The 20014-nt window shown below is 71.0% G+C and carries 17 protein-coding genes; 15 read left to right on the forward strand and 2 right to left on the reverse strand.

Annotated features, from left to right (window positions below; translation table 11 throughout):
• Positions 1 to 3: 3 nt before the first annotated feature.
• From ACY34J_RS08410 to ACY34J_RS08465, 12 genes are all read left to right on the forward strand, one after another.
• Entirely contained in the window at positions 4 to 1332 is a 1329-nt protein-coding gene (locus ACY34J_RS08410; protein ID WP_462725871.1) for a DUF6716 putative glycosyltransferase, read from the forward strand.
• Between the two features lie 203 nt (positions 1333 to 1535).
• Entirely contained in the window at positions 1536 to 2711 is a 1176-nt protein-coding gene (locus ACY34J_RS08415; RefSeq protein ID WP_462725870.1) for a cytidylyltransferase domain-containing protein, read from the forward strand.
• An 18-nt stretch (positions 2712 to 2729) separates the two neighbouring features.
• A complete protein-coding gene (locus tag ACY34J_RS08420; RefSeq protein WP_462725869.1) occupies positions 2730 to 3674 on the forward strand; it encodes an N-acetylneuraminate synthase family protein in 945 nt (314 codons plus the stop codon).
• A gap of 35 nt (positions 3675 to 3709) precedes the next feature.
• A complete protein-coding gene (locus tag ACY34J_RS08425) occupies positions 3710 to 4900 on the forward strand; it encodes a hypothetical protein (protein WP_462725948.1) in 1191 nt (396 codons plus the stop codon).
• A 248-nt stretch (positions 4901 to 5148) separates the two neighbouring features.
• Positions 5149 to 6417 (forward strand): amidohydrolase, encoded by a 1269-nt coding sequence (locus ACY34J_RS08430; protein WP_462725947.1) that lies wholly within the window; start codon positions 5149 to 5151, stop codon positions 6415 to 6417.
• 132 nt (positions 6418 to 6549) lie between these two features.
• Positions 6550 to 7590: a BMP family lipoprotein gene (locus ACY34J_RS08435; RefSeq protein WP_462725868.1), complete on the forward strand. Its 1041-nt coding sequence runs from the start codon at positions 6550 to 6552 to the stop codon at positions 7588 to 7590.
• Positions 7591 to 7836: 246 nt separating this feature from the next.
• Positions 7837 to 9468, forward strand: coding sequence for an ABC transporter ATP-binding protein (locus ACY34J_RS08440; protein WP_462725946.1), 1632 nt, complete (start codon positions 7837 to 7839; stop codon positions 9466 to 9468).
• Positions 9465 to 10571, forward strand: coding sequence for an ABC transporter permease (locus tag ACY34J_RS08445; protein WP_462725867.1), 1107 nt, complete (start codon positions 9465 to 9467; stop codon positions 10569 to 10571). The genes ACY34J_RS08440 and ACY34J_RS08445 overlap by 4 nt, the downstream gene beginning before the upstream one ends.
• Positions 10568 to 11851 (forward strand): ABC transporter permease, encoded by a 1284-nt coding sequence (locus ACY34J_RS08450; protein ID WP_462725866.1) that lies wholly within the window; start codon positions 10568 to 10570, stop codon positions 11849 to 11851. The genes ACY34J_RS08445 and ACY34J_RS08450 overlap by 4 nt, the downstream gene beginning before the upstream one ends.
• A gap of 58 nt (positions 11852 to 11909) precedes the next feature.
• Positions 11910 to 12314, forward strand: a complete 405-nt coding sequence (locus ACY34J_RS08455) for a cytidine deaminase (protein WP_462725865.1) — start codon at positions 11910 to 11912, stop codon at positions 12312 to 12314.
• 40 nt (positions 12315 to 12354) lie between these two features.
• Complete coding sequence (locus ACY34J_RS08460) at positions 12355 to 13632, forward strand: thymidine phosphorylase (protein ID WP_462725864.1); 1278 nt, start codon at positions 12355 to 12357, stop codon at positions 13630 to 13632.
• 95 nt (positions 13633 to 13727) lie between these two features.
• Positions 13728 to 14321, forward strand: coding sequence for a Uma2 family endonuclease (locus tag ACY34J_RS08465; RefSeq protein ID WP_462725863.1), 594 nt, complete (start codon positions 13728 to 13730; stop codon positions 14319 to 14321).
• 76 nt (positions 14322 to 14397) lie between these two features.
• Here ACY34J_RS08465 and ACY34J_RS08470 read toward each other — a convergent pair whose 3' ends face one another.
• Entirely contained in the window at positions 14398 to 15714 is a 1317-nt protein-coding gene (locus ACY34J_RS08470) for an MFS transporter (protein ID WP_462725862.1), read from the reverse strand.
• 62 nt (positions 15715 to 15776) lie between these two features.
• Between ACY34J_RS08470 and ACY34J_RS08475 the strand changes: the two genes are divergently transcribed.
• Entirely contained in the window at positions 15777 to 16802 is a 1026-nt protein-coding gene (locus ACY34J_RS08475) for a LysR family transcriptional regulator (RefSeq protein WP_462725861.1), read from the forward strand.
• 567 nt (positions 16803 to 17369) lie between these two features.
• Here ACY34J_RS08475 and ACY34J_RS08480 read toward each other — a convergent pair.
• Positions 17370 to 18134, reverse strand: coding sequence for an alpha/beta hydrolase family protein (locus ACY34J_RS08480; RefSeq protein WP_462725860.1), 765 nt, complete (start codon positions 18132 to 18134; stop codon positions 17370 to 17372).
• A gap of 103 nt (positions 18135 to 18237) precedes the next feature.
• On the opposite strand from ACY34J_RS08480, the gene ACY34J_RS08485 reads away from it, so the two are divergent.
• The gene (locus ACY34J_RS08485; protein ID WP_462725859.1) at positions 18238 to 19404 is read left to right on the forward strand and encodes an adenosine deaminase; all 1167 of its coding nucleotides are present in this window, start codon (positions 18238 to 18240) and stop codon (positions 19402 to 19404) included.
• 179 nt (positions 19405 to 19583) lie between these two features.
• Complete coding sequence (locus tag ACY34J_RS08490; protein WP_462725858.1) at positions 19584 to 19901, forward strand: ATP-binding protein; 318 nt, start codon at positions 19584 to 19586, stop codon at positions 19899 to 19901.
• The last annotated feature ends 113 nt before the right edge of the window (positions 19902 to 20014 follow it).

A 20014-nucleotide genomic window follows, 5' to 3' on the forward strand; every position in this document is an offset into this window, starting at 1 on the left:
GGCGTGCCAGCAAGTACAAGTCTTCGTCCGCGGGTTGCCGTGCTCGCCGACTCCGATACCCGGTGGAAATGGGGCGCGCTCACCGCAAACCGGCTCGTATCGGACATTCGGCTAGACGGTTTTCTTCTGCGTGGACGCGCAACGCCGACCGCCCGTCAGCTCGACGAGGTGGGAGTGCGCGCGGAGTCGCTGCGCGAGGTCACCACCGCCGAGTTCCTGCGGACCATGGCCGCGGAGTCCTTCGACCTTGTCGTGCTCGCCTGCGTCGGCGGCGCCGTCCAGGCAATGCTGCACGGCCTGGCGAAGGCATGGGAAGGCCGTACCCAGCGGCCCGTCGTCGTAACCGGTTACGTCGGCGTGGTCTACGAGAAGCTTGCCGACGGCCTGCTGCTGCGGCACGGCGCCGATGTGGTGCTGGCCAACTCCCGCCATGACGCGGACCGATTCCGCGACGTCTACGCGGGCGTGGGCGCCGACTCCGGCAGCGTCGTCGAGTGCGCCCTCCCCTTCCTTGGGGGCGCGCGCTACAACGAAGGGGAGCGCGGCGAGCGCCCGTACACCGTCGTCTTCGCCGCCCAGCCCTCCGTCCCGGAGAACCGCAACGACCGTACGTACCTGCTGCGGCGCGTCGTGGAACACGCGCGGTTCCACCCGGACCGCGAAGTGCTCATCAAGCTGCGCAGCAAGCCCGGCGAGCACACCACGCACATCGAGGAACTGCCCTACCAGAAGCTGGCGACCAAGGTGCGCGGCGGCCTGCCCGCCAACTGCCGGTTGGTGTACGGGCACATGAGCGAGGTGCTGGACCGTACCGACCTGCTCGTCACGATCAGTTCGACCGCCGCGCTCGAGGGGCTGCACCGCCGCATCCCGACCGTGGTTCTGACCGACCTCGGTGTGCGCGAGGCGCTGGGCAACCACCACTTCCTCGGCTCCGGCTGCCTGGCCTCCTGGGACCAGCTCGACGCGGGGTACCGGCCGGAGCCGGACGCGCAGTGGCTCAGCCGGCAGGGCGTGGCCGCCGACGGCTCCTACGAGTCGGCTTTCGACGCCGCCCGCGAGCGGGTCGCCGAGCTGGTCGCCGCGCCCGAACTGCCGCCGATCGAGCCGTACTACACGCCTGCCACCGCGCCCGGCTATGTGCCCGGCGTACTCGCCCGGTACGGCCTCGACTCCAACGGCGAGCCGCTGTCCGGCTCCGAGGCCGGCCCGCGAACCGAGAGCGCACTGCGCCGCGCCACCCGTGAGTTCGCCCGGGACGCGGCCCGAACCGCCTACCGCCAGGGCGTGCAGCGCGTCGCGCCCGCGATCCGCCGCTGGGGGCAGCTGTGAGCGACGCACGCGAGGCCGCCGGGCCGCACTTGGCAACGGAACTCGCGCTTTCGCCGAGCGGGCGGAGAAGCGAGCGATCAGGGGTTGTGAGCGACGCACGCGAGGCCGCCGGGCCGCACTTGGCAACGGAACTCGCGCTTTCGCCGAGCGGGCGGAGAAGCGAGCGATCAGGGGCCGTGACGGCTGCCCCGGAAGGAGTCCATATGAGCACGGTGCTGGCCGTCATTCCAGCCAGAGGCGGTTCGAAGGGTGTGCCCGCCAAGAACCTCGCTGCCGTTGGGGGCGTGCCCCTGGTCGCGCGCGCCGTTCGGGAGTGCCGCGCGAGCCGGCTCGTCACCGATGTCGTCGTCACCACCGACGACGCGGGGATCGCCGCAACCGCGCGCGGCGCGGGCGCCGAAGTGGTGCAGCGTCCCGCCGACATCGCCGGGGACACCGCCACCAGCGAGGCGGCCGTCATCCACGCCATGGACGCGTACGAGGCGATGACCGGCCAGGCCGTGGACGTCGTCCTGCTCGTTCAGTGCACCAGCCCGTTCCTCGTCCGCGAGGACATCGACGGCGTGGCCGCCGCCATCGTCGAAGAGGGCGCGGACAGTGCGCTGACCGTCGCCCCGTTCCACGGCTTCGTCTGGCGCGAGACCGAGCAGTCGGACGGCGAGGGCGTCAACCACGACAAGGCCTACCGTCCGCGCCGCCAGGACCGTCCCCAGGACTTCCTCGAGACCGGCGCCGCGTACGCCATGGCAGCCGCCGGCTTCCGCGAGGCCGGCCACCGTTTCTTCGGCCGTACGACCCTGGTGCGCACCGACCCCGCACGCGTGCTGGAGATCGACGACCCGCACGACCTGGCGCGCGCCCGGGCGCTCGCGCCCCTGCTGGACGCCCCGCGCCCCGGCAGCCTCCCCACCCGCGACGACATCGACGCGGTGGTACTCGACTTCGACGGCACCCAGACCGACGACAGGGTGCTCGTCGACTCCGATGGACGGGAGATGGTCGCCGTACACCGCGGCGACGGCCTCGGCATCGCGGCGCTGCGTCGCGCAGAGCTGAAGCTGCTGATCCTGTCCACGGAAGTGAACCCGGTCGTCGCCGCACGGGCCCGCAAGCTGCAGGTCCCCGTACTCCACGGCATCGACCGGAAGGACCTCGCACTCAAGCAGTGGTGCGAGGACCAGGGCATCGCGCCCGAGCGCGTGCTCTACGTCGGCAACGACGTGAACGACCTCCCGTGCTTTGGCCTAGTCGGCTGGCCCGTCGCGGTCGCCGGTGCGCACGACGTCGTGCGAGGCGCCGCACGCGCGGTCACCTCCACCCCCGGAGGGAACGGCGCGATCCGCGAGATCGCCTCGTGGCTCCTTGGCCCCTCTCTCTAGACGAAGGAACTCTTTTACATGAGCACCACCTCCCGCCTGCGCACCCTCGGCGACCGAATCGTCGGCCCCGGCCACCCCGTCTACGTGACCGGTGAGATCGGCATCAACCACAACGGCGAGCTGGAGAACGCGTTCGCGCTGATCGACGCCGCGGCCGACGCCGGCTGCGACGCCGTGAAGTTCCAGAAGCGCACCCCGGAGATCTGCACTCCGCGCGACCAGTGGGACATCGAGCGCGACACCCCCTGGGGCCGGATGACCTACATCGACTACCGGCACCGCGTCGAGTTCGGCGAGGACGAGTACCGCGCCATCGACGAGTACTGCAAGAAGCGCGGTATCGCCTGGTTCGCCTCCCCGTGGGACGTCGAGGCCGTCGCCTTCCTGGAGAAGTTCGACGTGCCGGCCCACAAGGTCGCCTCCGCCTCGCTGACCGACGACGAGCTGCTGCGCGCCCTGCGCGCCACCGGCCGCACGATCATCCTGTCGACCGGCATGTCCACCCCGAAGCAGATCCGTCACGCGGTCGAGGTGCTCGGCAGCGACAACATCGTGCTCTGCCACGCCACCAGCACCTACCCGGCCAAGGCCGAGGAGCTGAACCTGCGTGTGATCAACACGCTGGCGGGCGAGTACCCGAACGTCCCGATCGGCTACTCCGGCCACGAGACCGGTCTGCAGACGACGCTGGCGGCGGTCGCCCTCGGCGCCACCTTCATCGAGCGGCACATCACCCTGGACCGCGCCATGTGGGGCTCGGACCAGGCCGCCTCGGTCGAGCCGCAGGGCCTCCAGCGCCTGGTCCGCGACATCCGCACCATCGAGGAGTCGCTGGGCGACGGCGTGAAGAAGGTCTACGAGAGCGAACTCGGCCCGATGAAGAAGCTGCGCCGCGTCGCGGGTGTCGTCGCCGAGTCCGAGTCCGAGTCCGAGGCCGGCGACCGCGAGCCGGCGTCGGTCTGACGGGCCAACGGGTCACCACGGTGAGCCAACCCCGTATGCACGGCGAGGCGGACCTGGCCGCGGCGCTCCCTGAGGCGCGCCGCGGCCGGCCCGCCGGGGCCGACGCGGCCCCGCGGACCGGCGGGGCACCGCGGAACACCGGGGCCCCGCAGAACGCTGGAACCCCGACGACCGCCGGGCCGACGCTCGCTTTCGTCGAGAGCCCGGTGCAGCTGCTCAACGTCCTGGAGTGGGCGCACGCGGACGCGCAGCGGGGCGGCGGCGGCGACGTCACCGTGGTCGTGCTGTCGCCGAACGACCCCATGACCCGGGGGCAGCTGCGGCGGATGGCCGAGCTGGCGCGCGACGAGCGGCTCACCGTGCGCTGGGAGGACGCCCGTGGCGGGCCCGCCGCGCCCTTCCAGACCGTCGGGGCGCTGACGCGCGCGCTGCGCCGGGCGCACCGGATCGTCATCGGCGACCCGTTCTCCCGGTATGTGCAGCTGCTGCTCACCCTCACTCGCGCCCGCGAGCTCGTCGTCGTGGACGACGGGACCGCCACGATGGAGTTCGTCGCCCAGCTGGCTCGCGGTGAGCGCTTTGTGCGCTGGCACCGCAGCGGGCGCTCGCGAGGGGCGCGAGAGGCGCTTTTCGCGCCGGTGTCCGCCATCGCACGCCGTCGGCTCACCCCGCGCGAGGACCGCCGCGTCGAGGTGTTCAGCTCGATGCCGGTCGATGCGCCGCACGGTGTCACCGTCACGGCCAACGACTTCGCCTGGACCCGGGCCCGGTTCGGACCGCCCCGGCTCACCCATGGCGCGGACCTGGTCGGGACCTCGCTCGCCGAGACCGGCGTCGTGGACCTCGACCGCTACATCAGCGCCGTCGGCGCCCTGGCCCGTGCGCATGGCGCCACCCGGTACTTCGCGCACCGCCGCGAGAGCGCCGAGAAGCTGCACCGGCTCTCCGAGGAGACCGGGCTGGAGATAGTCCGCCCGGACCTGCCGCTCGAGCTGATCGCGCGCCGCGGCCCCATCGGCCGTACGATCCTCAGCTTCCCGTCGACTGTCGTGCACACCCTGCCGCTCGCGCTCGCCGGCACCGAGGTGAAGGTCGCGGTCTTTGACATCGACCCGGCCTGGCTGACGGACACCGCCTCCCCGCGCGCCCAGGGCTTTCTGTCCGGCGTGACCGGAACGGCTCGCGACGTGCACCGGCTGCAGTTCACCACGCCCGCCGCGCCGTAACCCTCGCCGTCCACACGCCCCTGAGGTGCGTACAGGCGGGAAAGGCGCTGGTCGCAGCGGCTGGGACCCCGGTGGCGCGGGGAGCCGCGGATGTGGCATCGGCCAGGGACGAGCTTCATGGCATACCCATCTGGGTGGGCCATCATGCGTCGCACGGCGCCATTTTCGTCGCCTGACGGACTGAAATTCATTGATCAAGGGGCATCAAGAGGGGTCCTCGCCGTACTCTTCAGAGGGTGAACCAACTGATGTCCCGCGAGTCCCACGCCGATGACGCCGGCCTGCCCGGGGCTGAGCTGCCCGGCACCCTGTCCGAGGACCTGCGCGCCGAACTCGTAGCCTTCCGCCGGGACTTGCACATGCATCCCGAGTTGGGGAACCAGGAATTCCGGACAACCGCCGCGATCAAGGCGCGGCTGGAGAGGGCGGGCCTGGGGCCGCGCGTCCTGGACATCGGCACCGGCCTCGTGTGTGACATCGGCACAGGTTCGGAAGACGGCTCGCTCGTGGGCGATGGCGGGCGGCGGCCGGGCGGTGCGCTGCCCATGCTGGCGCTCCGCGCGGATATCGACGCGCTGCCGATCCCGGACACCAAGACGGTTCCGTACCGTTCCACCGTCCCCGACCGCGCCCACGCCTGCGGCCATGACGTGCACACCACCGTCGTACTGGGCGCGGGCCTGGTCCTCGCCGAGCTGGCCCGGGCCGGCCGTCTCCCGCGCCCCGTCCGTCTGGTCTTCCAGCCGGCCGAGGAGGTGCTGCCCGGCGGTGCGTCCGACGCGATCGCGTCAGGTGTCCTGGACGGCGTGGGCCGGATCCTCGCCGTCCACTGCGACCCGAAGGTGGAGGTCGGCCGGATCGGCCTGCGTACGGGCCCCATCACCTCCGCCTGCGACCGGCTGGAGGTGTCGCTCGACGGCCCCGGCGGCCACACCGCGCGCCCCCACCTCACCACGGATCTGGTCACGGCGGCCGCCAAGGTGGTGACCGAGGTGCCCGCGCTGGTCGCCCGCCGCGTCGACGCCCGCTCGGGTCTCGCCGTCACCTGGGGACGCATCGAGTCGGGCCACGCCTGCAATGTCGTCCCGCAGCACGCCGAGTTGTCCGGCACCGTCCGCTGTCTGGATCTGCCCGCCTGGCGGCAGGCTCCCGACCTGGTCTACGCGGCGATCGACGAGATCGCGACCCTGTACCGGGCGAAGTCGGAGATCAACTACATCCGCGGGGTGCCGCCGGTGGTCAACGAACCGGCCTCGACCGAGCTGCTGCGCGACGCGATGGCCGTCCGCCGGGGCTCGGAGTGCATCGAGGACACCGAGCAGAGCCTGGGCGGCGAGGACTTCTCCTGGTATCTGGAACACGTCCCCGGTGCCATGGCCCGCCTGGGCGTCCGCCCCGTCGGCGACACCACGCGCCGCGATCTGCACTGCGGTGACTTCGACGTGGACGAGGGCGCCATCGACGTCGCCGTCGAGCTCTTCACCGCCGCTGCGTTGCTCGACGGACACCGTGTGTAGATCCAGCCGTCAAGGCTTGTTCGCGTCGATCCGATAACAGCTTCGAAGAGGGGTTCATTCAGACATCTACGCGCGTTACGATCGCGGCGTCGTCAGCGCCGTAAGAGGCGCTTCAGCAGAAGGAGACCCCTCTTGCGCCGCGTAACCAAGATCGCAGTCGCGAGTGCCGCCACTGCGGCCCTCGCCTTCACCGCCACTGCCTGCGGCGAGTCCTCGACCGAGTCGGGTGGCAAGAACAAGGGCGTGGGCCTTGCCTTCGACGTCGGCGGCCGTGACGACCACTCGTTCAACGAGTCCGCAGCCCGCGGTGTCGACAAGGCGCAGAAGGACCTCGGTGTCGGCGCCAAGACGCTGACCGCCCACAACGACGAGACCGAAGCGGACCGCGAGCAGCGTCTCACCCAGCTCGCCGAGGCCGGCTACAACCCGGTCATCGGTGTCGGCTTCAGCTACGGCAGCTCGATCCAGAAGGTGGCCGGCAAGTTCCCGAAGACCACCTTCGCGGTTGTCGACTCGGTCGTGCAGGGCAAGAACGTCGACAGCATCACCTTCTCCGAGCACGAGGGCTCCTACCTGGCCGGAGTCGCGGCGGCGCTGAAGTCCAAGACCGGCAAGGTGGGCTTCATCGGTGGCGTGAACAACGCGCTGATCCAGAAGTTCCAGGCCGGCTTCGAGCAGGGCGTCAAGGACACGGCCAAGGAGACGAAGAAGAAGGTCCAGGTCTCCTCCGAGTACCTGTACGCCAACAACACCAAGGGCTTCAACGACCCGGCCGCCGCCAAGGCCAAGGCCCAGGGCATGCTCGACCGCGGCATCGACGTGATCTACAGCGCGGCCGGCCAGTCCGGTGCGGGCTCGATCGAGGCCGTCTCCGCCAAGAAGGGCGCCTGGGCGATCGGTGTCGACTCCGACCAGTACCAGCAGCCGGGTCTGGCGAAGTACAAGAACTCGATCATGACCTCCGTCGTCAAGAACGTCGACGTGGCCGTGTACGACCTGATCAAGAGCGTCAAGGACGGCAAGCCGCTGACCGGCCCGCACGCCTACACGCTCAAGGAGGACGGCGTCAGCCTCGCCACCTCCGGCGGGTTCATCAAGGACATCCAGCCCCAGATCGACGCTGCCAAGAAGAAGATCACCGAGGGCAAGATCGTCGTCAAGGACGCGCCGTAGTCGATCCGGCCCAGGGTCCCGCCCGCTCCGCTCACGCGGAAGCGGGCGGGACCGCTGACAGCCAGTCGCCCAGGGCCTGTCGGGAGGGAGCCCACCCCGCCCGCCGGGCCCATGTCTCCACCTGGACGCTACGCGCGTAGCATCCAGGTGACGCGGTAGCGTCGCATCCCGCCCGCCGTTCCCGGGCACCGTCCCGTAAACCCCGGCCGACAGGCCTCACCGCTCCTTCCCCGAGGAGAGTGCGCCATCAAAGCGTCCAGCAGCAGTCCCCAGGCAGCCAGCGCCCCTGCCGTAGAGCTCCACGGGATCACCAAGCGGTTCCCGGGAGTCGTGGCCAACCACGACATCAACCTCACCGTCCGGCGTGGCACCGTGCACGCCCTCGTGGGGGAGAACGGTGCCGGCAAGTCGACGCTGATGAAGATCCTCTACGGCATGCAGAAGCCGGACGAGGGCACCATCACCATCGACGGCGAGCAGGTCACCCTGCACAGTCCCGCGGACGCCATCGCGCGCGGCATCGGCATGGTGCACCAGCACTTCATGCTCGCCGACAACCTGACCGTCCTCGAGAACGTCGTCCTCGGCGCGGAGAAGCTGTACGGCATCGGCGGCAAAGCCCGCGCGAAGATCAAGGAGATCTCCGACGCGTACGGGCTGAACGTCCGCCCGGACACGCTCGTCGAGGACCTCGGTGTAGCGGACCGTCAGCGCGTGGAGATCCTCAAGGTCCTCTACCGGGGCGCCCGTACCCTCATCCTCGACGAGCCGACGGCCGTCCTGGTCCCGCAGGAGGTCGACGCGCTGTTCGACAACCTGCGCGAGCTCAAGGCCGAGGGCCTCACGGTCATCTTCATCTCGCACAAGCTGGGCGAGGTGCTGTCCGTCGCCGACGAGATCACGGTGATCCGCCGCGGCACCACGGTCGCCTCGGTCGTACCGGGCGAGACGACCCCCAAGCAGCTGGCCGAGCTGATGGTCGGCACCGAGCTGCCCTCGCCCGAGACCCGCGAGTCCACGGTCACCGACATCCCCATGCTGACCGTCGACGGGCTGACGCTGTCCGCCACCGACCCCGACGGCGTCGAGCGCTCGGTGCTCGGCGGCATCTCCTTCACCATTCACAAGGGTGAGGTGCTGGGCATCGCCGGTGTGGAGGGCAACGGCCAGGCCGAACTCGTCGAGGCGATCATGGGCACGCGTGACCCCGACAGCGGCACCGTCACCCTCGACGGCACCGTCATCACGCACCTGCCGACCCGGCAGCGCCGGGAGAGCGGACTCGGCTACATCCCCGAGGACCGGCACCGCCACGGCCTGCTGCTGGAAGCCCCGCTGTGGGAGAACCGCATCCTCGGCCATGTCACCGAGCCGCCCAACAGCAAGGGCGCGCTGCTCGACCTCAAGGCCGCCCGCAAGGACACCGAGCGGATCGTGGCCGAATACGACGTCCGTACGCCCGGCATCGAGGTCACCGCGGCCTCCCTGTCCGGCGGCAACCAGCAGAAGCTGATCGTCGGCCGCGAGATGAGCCACCGGCCGAAGCTGCTGATCGCCGCGCATCCCACGCGCGGCGTGGATGTCGGCGCCCAGGCGCAGATCTGGGACCAGATCCGCGAGGCGCGCCACGAGGGCATGGCGGTGCTGCTGATCTCCGCCGACCTCGACGAGCTGATCGGGCTCTCCGACACCCTGCGGGTGATGTACCGCGGCCGCCTGGTCGCTGACGCCGACCCCGCCACCATCACCCCGGAGGAGTTGGGCACCGCCATGACCGGCGCCGCGACCGGCCACCTCGAAGCACCCGATGGCGGCTCCGCCCCGGGCGACGAACACGCAGCAGGCGACGGCGACGCCGCGGAAGGAGGCGAGAAGTGAAGAAGTTCGACAAGGACCGGCTGATCCTGGGCCTCGCCGCGCCGCTGCTCGCCATCGTCGCCGCGCTGGTCGTCACCTCGCTGGTCATCCTGGGCACCGGCAAGGACCCGTTCCACGCCTTCTACGTGATGATCTACTACGGCTCGAAGAGCGACAGCCAGGTCTTCATCATCAACAAGGCGGTCCCGTACTACCTGTCCGCGCTGGCCGTCGCCATCGGCTTCCGGATGAACCTGTTCAACATCGGCGTCGACGGCCAGTACCGCCTCGCGGCCTTCTTCGCCGCGGTCGTCGGCGGCGCGCTCGCGCTCCCCGGCATCATCCAGATCCCGCTGATCATCATCGTCGCCATGCTGGTCGGCGCCGCCTGGGCGGGCATCGCAGGTGTGCTGAAGGTCACCCGCGGCGTCAGCGAGGTCATCAGCACGATCATGCTGAACTCCATCGCCGCGGCCATCATCGGCTACTTCCTGACGGCCGGGCGGCTCGCGGTGAAGGAGGGGAACATCATCCACACCCCGAACCTCCCCGCCTCCAGCCACTTCTTCAGCTTCCCCACCCAGGTCGCGCCGATCGACGGCTTCATCGTCGTCGCGGCGCTCGCCGGCATCGCCTACTGGTTCATCCTCGGCCGCACCCGCTTCGGCTTCGACCTGCGCACCGTCGGCCAGTCCGAGTCCGCCGCGCAGGCGAGCGGTGTCAGCGTCGGGCGGATGGTCGTCACCAGCATGCTGCTGTCCGGCGCCGTCGCCGGCCTCGTCGGCATGCCGACCCTGCTGGGCGTCTCGTACAACTACGGCACCGACTTCCCGGCCGGTATCGGTTTCACCGGTATCGCCATCGCCCTGCTCGGCCGCAATCACCCGGTCGGCATGGCGCTCGGCGCGCTGCTGTGGGGCTTCCTGGAGCGCACCGGCAGCCAGCTGGAGTTCGAGGGCTACGACCAGCAGATCGTCGGCGTGATCCAGGGCGTCATCGTCCTGTGCGTCGTCATCGCCTACGAGCTTGTGCGCCGGTACGGGCTCAAGAGCCAGCAGCGGAAGGTCGGCGCGCAGCTCGCCGCCCAGGCCCGCAAGACCAACGAGGCGGAGGTGTCCGCATGAGCGCGACCACGACGGCAACGGCGATCGTGCGGAAGTCCGGGAAGCCGGGCCACCGGAAGCTCTCCTACCCGGTGATTCTGCTCCTGGTCGCGGGCGGACTCATCGCGCTCTCCGCGCTGCGCGTCATCACCGGTGCCACCGACCTGACCTCCTCCGGGCAGTTCGGCGGTGCGCTTGCCGCCGCCGTGCCGATCGGCCTGGCGGGCCTGGCGGGTCTGTGGTCCGAACGCGCGGGCGTGATCAACATCGGCCTCGAGGGCATGATGATCCTCGGCACCTTCGGCGCCGGCTGGGTCGGCTGGCAGTACGGGCCCTGGTGGGCGGCGCTCGCCGGCATCGTCGCCGGCCTGCTCGGCGGCCTTCTCCACGCGGTCGTGACCGTCACCTTCGGCGTCGACCACATCGTCTCGGGTGTGGCGATCAACATCCTCGCCCTGGGCGTCAGCGCGTATCTCGCCAAGCTCATGTTCGCCGGTGAGGGCAGCGCGGCGGCCGCCGCGGGCGGCAACGACCGGCAGTCGCCGCCGATGCCCGACATGCCCACCTTCTCCATCCCGGGCCTGTCCGACTGGCTGGGCACGATCGAGAAGCACCACTGGTTCTTCGTCTCCGACGTCGCCGGGATCGTCCGTGGCCTGGTCACCGATGTGTCGTGGCTGACGTTGCTGGCGGCGGGCCTGTTCGTCGGGTCGGCCTATGTGCTGTGGCGCACCTCGTTCGGCCTGCGGCTGCGATCCTGCGGTGAGAGCCCCGTCGCGGCCGAGTCGCTGGGCGTCAACGTCTACACGTACAAGTACGTGGCCGTGGCCGTGTCCGGAGGACTCGCGGGGCTCGGCGGTGCCTTCCTCGCGATCGTGCCGACCCACTTCTACCAGGAGGGCCAGACCGGTGGGCGCGGCTTCATCGGTCTCGCCACGATGATCTTTGGCAACTGGCGGCCGGGCGGAGTGGCGCTGGGCGCCGGGCTGTTCGGCTTCACCGACAGCCTGCAGCTGCGCGGCGGTGGCTCCACCGTGCACGCGCTGCTGTTGCTGCTCGCGGCGCTGCTGATCGTTCTGGCGCTGTGGAAGCTGCGTACGCGCCACCTCGCGCAGGCGGCCGGCAGCGCGGTCGTCGGCGTCCTGCTGCTGCTGTGGTACGCCCTCACCGACACGATCCCGGTGGAGATCGTCGACGCCACGCCGTATGTTACGACGCTGCTGGTCCTGGCGCTGTCCGCGCAGCGGCTGCGGATGCCGAAGGCCAACGGACGCGCCTACCGAAGGGGCCAGAGCAAGTGAGCGAGCGAACCATGGGAAGCCACCGCGGCGGCGGCGCATACCGAAGCGAGACACGCGCATGAGCGACACTCCCGACTGGGAAGCGCTGCGCGAGCGGGCCCGGGATGCGATGTCCCGGGCCTACGCCCCGTACTCCCAGTTCCCCGTCGGCGCGGCCGCGTACGTGGACGACGGCCGCGTCGTCAGCGGCTGCAATGTGGAGAACGCGGCCTACGGCGTCGCGCTGTGCGCCGAATGCGGGCTGATCTCCGAGCTGTTCGCGACCGGCGGCGGCCGGCTCACCGCCTTCACCTGCTGCGGTCCGGACGGCGAGATCCTCATGCCGTGCGGGCGCTGCCGGCAGCTGCTGTGGGAGCACGGCGGACCCGAGCTGCTGGTGGACACTTCCACCGGCCCCCGCCTGATGCGCGAAATCCTTCCCGACGCCTTCGGCCCGGACGACCTCGGCCGCCGGCACGCCTGAGCCCGCCCCCGGCCCTGAACCGCCAAGGAAAGAACTCCCGATGGACGCCATCTCCGTCATCCGTACCAAGCGCGACCGCGGCCGTCTGACCGACGCCCAGATCGACTGGATCATCGACGCCTACACCCGCGGGGAGGTCGCCGACGAGCAGATGTCCGCGCTCGCCATGGCGATCTTCCTCAATGGCATGGACCGGGCCGAGATCGCCCGCTGGACGGCGGCGATGATCGCCTCGGGCGAGCGCATGGACTTCTCCTCCCTGCCGCGCCCGACCGCCGACAAGCACTCCACCGGAGGCGTCGGGGACAAGATCACCCTGCCGCTGGCCCCGCTGGTCGCCGCCTGCGGCGCGGCCGTGCCGCAGCTGTCGGGCCGCGGCCTCGGCCACACCGGCGGCACGCTCGACAAGCTGGAGTCCATCCCCGGCTGGCGGGCGCTGCTCTCAGGCGAGGAGATGCTCGAGGTCCTGCGGGACGTCGGCGCGGTCATCTGCGCGGCGGGCGACGGGCTCGCCCCGGCCGACAAGAAGCTGTACGCGCTGCGCGATGTGACGGGCACGGTGGAGTCCATCCCGCTGATCGCCTCCTCCATCATGTCGAAGAAGATCGCGGAGGGTACGGGCTCGCTGGTCCTCGATGTGAAGGTCGGCTCCGGCGCCTTCATGAAGAACGTCGACGACGCGCGGCAGTTGGCCGGCACGATGGTCGGGCTGGGTACCGACCACGGGGTGCGTACGGTCGCCCTGCTGACGGACATGTCGACCCCGCTCGGCCTGACCGCGGGCAACGCGCTCGAGGTCCGCGAGTCGCTGGAGGTCCTGGCGGGCGGCGGCCCGGCGGACGTCGTGGAGCTGACGCTCGCCCTGGCCCGCGAGATGCTCGACGCAGCCGGGCTGCCGGACGCGGATCCGGCCAAGGCGCTGGCGAACGGCTCCGCGATGGACCACTGGCGCCGCATGATCGCCGCCCAGGGCGGCGATCCGGACGCCCCGCTCCCCGTCGCCCACGAGCAGCATGTCGTCACCGCCGAGGCGGACGGCGTCCTCACCCGCCTCGACGCGTACGCGGTCGGCGTCGCCGCCTGGCGCCTGGGCGCGGGCCGCGCCCGAAAGGAGGACCCGGTGCAGGCGGGCGCGGGCGTCGAACTCCACGCCAAGCCGGGCGCCGCGGTGAAGGCGGGGCAGCCGCTGATGACGCTCCACACGGACACGCCGGAGCGCTTCGACTACGCCCTCCAGGCGCTGGAGGGCGGCGTGGAGATCGCCGCCCCGGGGACGGCGTACGAGGCAACGCCGGTGGTGCTGGAACGTATCGCCTGACCTGCGGTTTCCCCGTACGGGTGAACGGGACCGGTGGACCTGCGCCGGTCCCGTTCGGCATGCTGGCATCGGTGACGAACCGATTGGAGACCGCCATGAGCGCACTCACCGTCGACCCTCCGACGGCCCACGGCCAGGAGTGGGACGACCTCGTCCGGATCTGGGAGGAGACGGACGCACCCGAGGGCTGCAAGGTGGAGATCATCGAGGGGATCGTCACCGTGGCACCGCCGCCCAGCAACATCCACAACTTCATCGCTGCGAAAGTCCAGCGCTACCTGTACACGATCATCCCCGAGGATTGGGGCATCTACCAGACGCTCGGGACGGCCGTCCCCTCGCGCGACGGCATCTACATCCCGGACCTCGCGGTGGTGCCGGAGGCAGCGGTCCGCGGCGAGCCGGGCAATTCCATCCCGGCGGCCGCTGCGGAGTTGATCGTCGAGATCACGTCCAAGTCCAACGCGAGGCATGACCGGATCCAAAAAGCTGCGGGCTATGCCCAGGCCGGGGTCCCGCTCTATCTGCTCATCGACGGCTGGGCGCCCGGCGGACCGACTGTGACCCTTTACGGGGAGCCGAAGGGTGACTTCTACCGCGTGTTGCACGCCGGGAAGTTCGGCGACGAGATCCACCTCCCCGAACCCTTCGACCTCACCATCGACACCGGCGCTTTTCCCGCCGGCTGATCGCGCCCCAAGGCACTGAAAGGGCCGTCTCCGCCAGTTCTCGGAGACGGCCCTCCGGGTGCCTGCTGAGCCCTTGTCAGGCCCGCACCACAGCGGGGCGAGCCGAAGGGTGTGCCAGGCGGGCGCGGCGTTCGCGGTGGGCCGCGCGGGTGCCGAACAGCGTGATGGCCGCGGCGCTGAGCACGGCCGCGAGGCCGAGCAGCACCGTGCCGGGCCAGCCGCCCGCGTGGTAGGCGAGCGCGCCCACCGTGCCGCCCGCGCTGCTGCCCAGGTAGTACGCCGACTGGTAGAGCGCCGACGCCTGCGCGCGCCCCGTCGTGGCCGTACGGCTCACCGCCGAGGACGCCACCGCGTGCCCCGCGAAGAAGCCCGCCGTGATGAGCACCAGGCCCAACAGCACCGCCGCCAGCGTGTCGGTCAGGCTCAGCAGCAGACCGGCCGTGGTAGTCCCCGCCGCCGCGTACAGCGCGCCGCGCCGGCCCAGGCGGGCGACGAGACGGCCGGCGGCCGCCGAGGAGACCGTGCCCACCAGGTAGACCAGGAAGATCGAGCCGACCACGCCCTGCGGAAGGCCGAACGGCTCACCCACCAGCCGGTAGCCGATGACCGTGTAGACCGCGCCGAAGACGGTCATGAAGAGGGCGCCGATCGCGTACAGCCGCCGCAGCAGCGGGTTGGACAGGTGCCCGGCGACCGTACGGGCCAGGGCCCGCGGGCTCACCGCGGCCGGGGTGAAGTGCCGGGCGCGGGGCAGCAGCAGCCGGTAGGCCAGCGTGCACAGCACGGCCAGCACCCCGACGGCCGCCAGCGCCGCGCGCCAGCCCCAGGCCTGGGCCACCCAACCGGTAACGATCCGGCCGGACATGCCGCCGATGCTGTTGCCTGCCACGAACAGCCCGATCGCGCCGACCAGCGCCTTGGGCCGTACCTCCTCCGCGAGATAGGCCATCGCGGACGCCGGAATCCCGGCCAGCGCCGCACCCTGGACCGCACGCAGTGCGATGAGCCAGCCCAGGTCGGGGGCGAACGGCACCGCGAGGCCGACGAGGGCGGCGACGGTCAGCGAAGCGGTGATCATCGCCCGGCGTCCGAAGCGCTCGGACAGTGCGCTGAGCGGGAGTACGGCCAGCGCCAGGCAGGCCGTGGCGGCGGAGACCGTCCAGCTGGCCGCGTCCGGTGTCACGCCGAAGTCGGCGGAGACCGCGGGCAGCAGCGCCTGCGTGGAGTAGAGGAGCGCGAAGGTGGCGACCCCCGCTGCGAAGAGGGCGAAGCTCATCCGGCGGAAGCCGGGGCCGCCGGGGCGCAGCTTGGCGGTGTCGGGATCGACGGGCGAGGACGGCGAGGGGGAGGCGCCCACGAGGATGGTGGACGCCCCGGTATCAGCAGAAGGCATACCAGCACCGTAGGCAGCCAGGTTTCATGCGTCCAATGCATGAAACCGCGATAATCGTTCCCATGGTGCATGATGGCAGGTCGCAGGGGCGTGTGTCACTGAACAGCAACGAACAAGATATCTTGGCAACAGGCGAGGCTGGGGGCACCCCCGCTGAAGGCAGGGAGAGGGCCGAACTGGACGCGGAATCCTGGTCCGTTCTGCTGGCTCCGCGGCTCGCGCAGTTCGTGGGGGTCGCCCGCCATGAGCATGTGACGCGTGCCGCACAGCAGCTGGCCGTACCGCAGTCCACACTCAGCCGGGCGATGGTCCGGCTGGAGCAGGACCTGGGAGTGGCCCTGTTCGCTCGACACGGCCGCACCCTCTCCCTGACCCCGGCGGGCCGGGCCTTCCTCGGCTCGGTCGAGCGGGCATTGGGCGAGATCGAGCGTGCCGCGGAGTCCGTACGCACCGACGCCGACCCGGGCGCGGGCAGGGTCGCCTTCGGCTTTCTGCACACGCTCGGCTCCGAGACCGTACCCGGTCTGCTGCGGGCCTTCCGTGCCGACCATCCGCGCATCCGCTTCCAACTGGTCCAGACCTACGGTGAGGCGATGATCGAACGGCTGCGGGCGGGTGACCTCGATCTGTGCCTGACCTCTCCGGTGCCGGACGCGCCGGACCTGGTCGCCCGGCGTCTGGACGAGCAGAAGCTGCGGCTGGTCGTCCCGGAGGACCACCGTCTCGCCGCCCGCAAGCGGATCCGGCTCGCCGAGGCCGCGGATGAGTTCTTCGTCACGCTGGAGCCGGGGTACGGGTTGCGGCGGATCACGGACGCGCTGTGTGCGGAGGCGGGGTTCACGCCCCGGGTGGCCTTCGAGGGCGAGGAGGCGGAGACGCTGCGGGGGCTGGTCGCGGCGGGGCTGGGGGTGGCGCTGCTGCCGCCGCCGGCGGTGCCGAGGCCGGGCGTGGCGGAGCTGACGGTTACCGCGCCGCGGGCAGTGCGGGAGATTGGGGTGGCGTGGCTTGACGGGCATCCGGATTCGCCGCCGGTGGCGGCGTTCAAACGGTTTTTGCTGAGCCGCAGGGGCCAACTCCTGCCCCGCTGACGGCCCTTACGGGCCGGGTTCCGTGTTCCCAGGCCGGCCGGGCCTGCCCCTGCTTCGCCCGCGTGTCCGGACCTCGCCCGCGTGCCCCGTGTACCGCGCCCGCGTGTCCGGACCTCGCCCGCGTGCCCGTGTACCGCGCGCGCGTGGTCTGCCCGCCCGTGCGGGCCGCCACGCGCCTGCGGCGAGCTTCTCCCCTGAACCCGCCCTTTCCCGAAACGGGGGCTCCGCCCCAGACCCCGGTCCTCAAGCGCCGGACGGGCTGAATTTCAGCCCGTCTGGGGGGCACCTCCCAGCGGTAGCTGGGGGAGCTTGCGGACACGCCCGAAGGGCGTTGGGGGCCTGGGGGCTTGCCCCCAGTTTCGGGAGGGCGGGTCAGCGGAAAGGATCCGCCGGCGGCCATACCCCCCATGCGCCGTGGGCGGCGCAGTCATTCAGGGGCGGGCGGCAAAGAATCCCGCTGCCCAGCCGCGCTCGGCCCGCTCATTGGTGACCAGCCAGGCGTCCAGGCGCTGGGGCGGTCGGCGCCCGCAGGCGGGTCCGCGCGGAGCGGCCGCCGCGGCCAGCGGGTCAGTGCCGGAGGGACTGGCCGAAGCCCGCCGCCAGGGGCATCCGCAGCCCCAGCGGCGGTGGCGCCGCCAGCGCATCCGTCACCGGCCGCGAGAAGCCCCTCCCGAAGAGCGAACCGAGGATGAAGTCCGTGGCCAGCGCGAGGACTTCATTCCGCAGACCGCTGAGCGCATGCCCATCCGTGTGCACCTCGAAGCGGCACACATCGCGGTTGACTTTCTTCGCGCGCTCCGCGAGCCGGTACGACAGCTGCGGGTCGGTCCGTGAGTCGTCCGTGCCATGGACGAGCAGCACCTGCCGGCCACACAGCTGCTTCACCGGATCGGGGGCCTCCGCGTCATCCTGCTCGGGCAGCCAAGGGGCAAGGGCCACCACGGAGTTGACGGCCGGGTGCCCGGCGGCGTGGAGGGCCGCGCGGGCGCCCATGTCGGTACCGGCCAGGCATACGGGGACCTCGCCGTAGCGCCGTACGACCTCGTCCGCCGCCCAGCGGGCGTCCTCCACCGGATGGGAGGCGGAACCGTTCCACCCGCGGTAGCGGTAGTGCACGACATGTGTGACCAGCCCGTCCTGGCGCCCCTCCCGCGCCAGCCGCCTGGCCAGCGGCCCGACCGCGGCGAGCGCCATCGGCGACTGCCGCCGGGTGCTTACCGGCTCCCCGCTGGGCAGTACCAGCACCACGCCGTCGACCGCCCTGCCGGTCCCGGCCGCCCCCACCGCTCGCCCCAGCCGGGCGCACCGCCCCGGCACCGCTTGCTGAGCCATGTCAGAACAATGGCAGAAGTGCCGGTGTCCGCCACTGTGCCAACGGGTCACTGTTGTGTATCTATCACGCGCTTTCTACGCGCGTAGGAGTTAGAGTTCGTGAATGACGAGCCAGATCCTCAGCATCCCGACCCCCGACCAGATCCGCCGGGCACCCAAGGTGCTGCTGCACGACCATCTCGACGGTGGCCTGCGCCCCGGCACGATCGTCGATCTAGCCCGGGAGACGGGCTACGACGCACTGCCGGAGACCGAGCCGGACAAGCTCGGCGTCTGGTTCCACGAGGCCGCCGACTCCGGCTCCCTGGAGCGCTACCTCGAGACGTTCTCGCACACCTGTGCCGTCATGCAGACCCGGGACGCCCTGTTCAGGGTCGCCGCCGAGTGTGCCGAGGACCTGGCCGCGGACGGCGTCGTCTATGCCGAGGTCCGGTACGCCCCCGAGCAGCACCTCGAGGGCGGGCTCACCCTCGAAGAGGTCGTCGAGGCGGTGAACGAGGGCTTCCGTGAGGGCGAGCGCAGGGCCCGCGAGGACGGCAACCGCATCCGCGTCGGCGCCCTGCTGACCGCCATGCGGCACGCCGCCCGCGCCCTGGAGATCGCCGAACTTGCCAACCGCTACCGCGACATGGGCGTCGTCGGCTTCGACATCGCGGGCGCCGAGGCCGGCTACCCGCCCACCCGCCACCTCGACGCCTTCGAGTATCTGAAGCGGGAGAACAACCACTTCACCATCCACGCCGGCGAGGCCTTCGGTCTGCCCTCCATCTGGCAGGCCCTGCAGTGGTGCGGCGCGGACCGGCTCGGCCACGGCGTCCGCATCATCGACGACATCCAGGTCGCCGAGGACGGCACCGTCTCCCTCGGCCGGCTGGCCAATTACGTCCGCGACAAGCGCATCCCGCTGGAGCTGTGCCCGACCTCCAACCTCCAGACGGGCGCGGCCGCTTCGTACGCCGAGCACCCCATCGGGCTGCTGCGCCGGCTGCACTTCCGGGTCACGGTCAACACCGACAACCGGCTGATGAGCGGCACCAGCATGTCCACCGAGTTCGAACGGCTGGTGAACACCTTCCAGTACACGCTCGATGACATGCAGTGGTTTACCGTCAATGCGATGAAATCAGCGTTCATTCCTTTCGACGAACGTCTGGGCATGATCAACGACGTCATCAAGCCCGGTTATGCGGAGCTCAAGTCCGAGTGGCTGTTCCGGCAGACCACTATCGAACCCGCCGTGACCAGCGATTCCAGTCCCCGTCGGGGCTGAGCGCGCAGATCCGGGGAAGCGGCCAGGGGCAGGCAACCCGGCCGCTTCCGGCTGTTTGCGACGGTCCCGCGACGGTGACTACGTTTCGAAGTCCCGCGGTCACGGCTGGTGCGCCCATGCGTGGTCGTATGCCGCCGCGGAGCCGCTCAGTACCTCCCCGATCATGAGGACGTATGTCGATGAAGCAGGGAACCGTCAAGACTCTCGGTGTCGCCGCGCTCGGCGCTGCCTTCGCCGCCGCCGCTGCCGGAACGGCCTCCGCCGCCACCGGTAACGTGGCGCAGGCGCTGCCGGTGCAGGACGTCGCCAAGACCTTGCCCGCGGGTGCGCCCGAGTCCCTGGCTGCCGGGCAGGACGCGCTGCGCCGTGGCGCCGCGACGCTGCCGGTGAACGTTCACAAGGGCCTGCCGACGGGTCTGCCCACCGACAAGCTCCCGGGCCGCGGGCTGCTGGGCGGCATGCCGGTCGGCGGTGGCGCCGGCGGCCTGGCCGGCTGAGCTGCCCGTCCCACGTCACACGGCTCGGCCCCGCCCGTACGGTCCGTACGGGCGGGGCCGAGCCGTTACCGGTTCTTTACTTCCGCTGGGGCAACTCGGCTGGGAAGTTCTCC

The sequence above is a fragment of the Streptomyces sp. HSS9-12 genome, assembly GCF_054963655.1.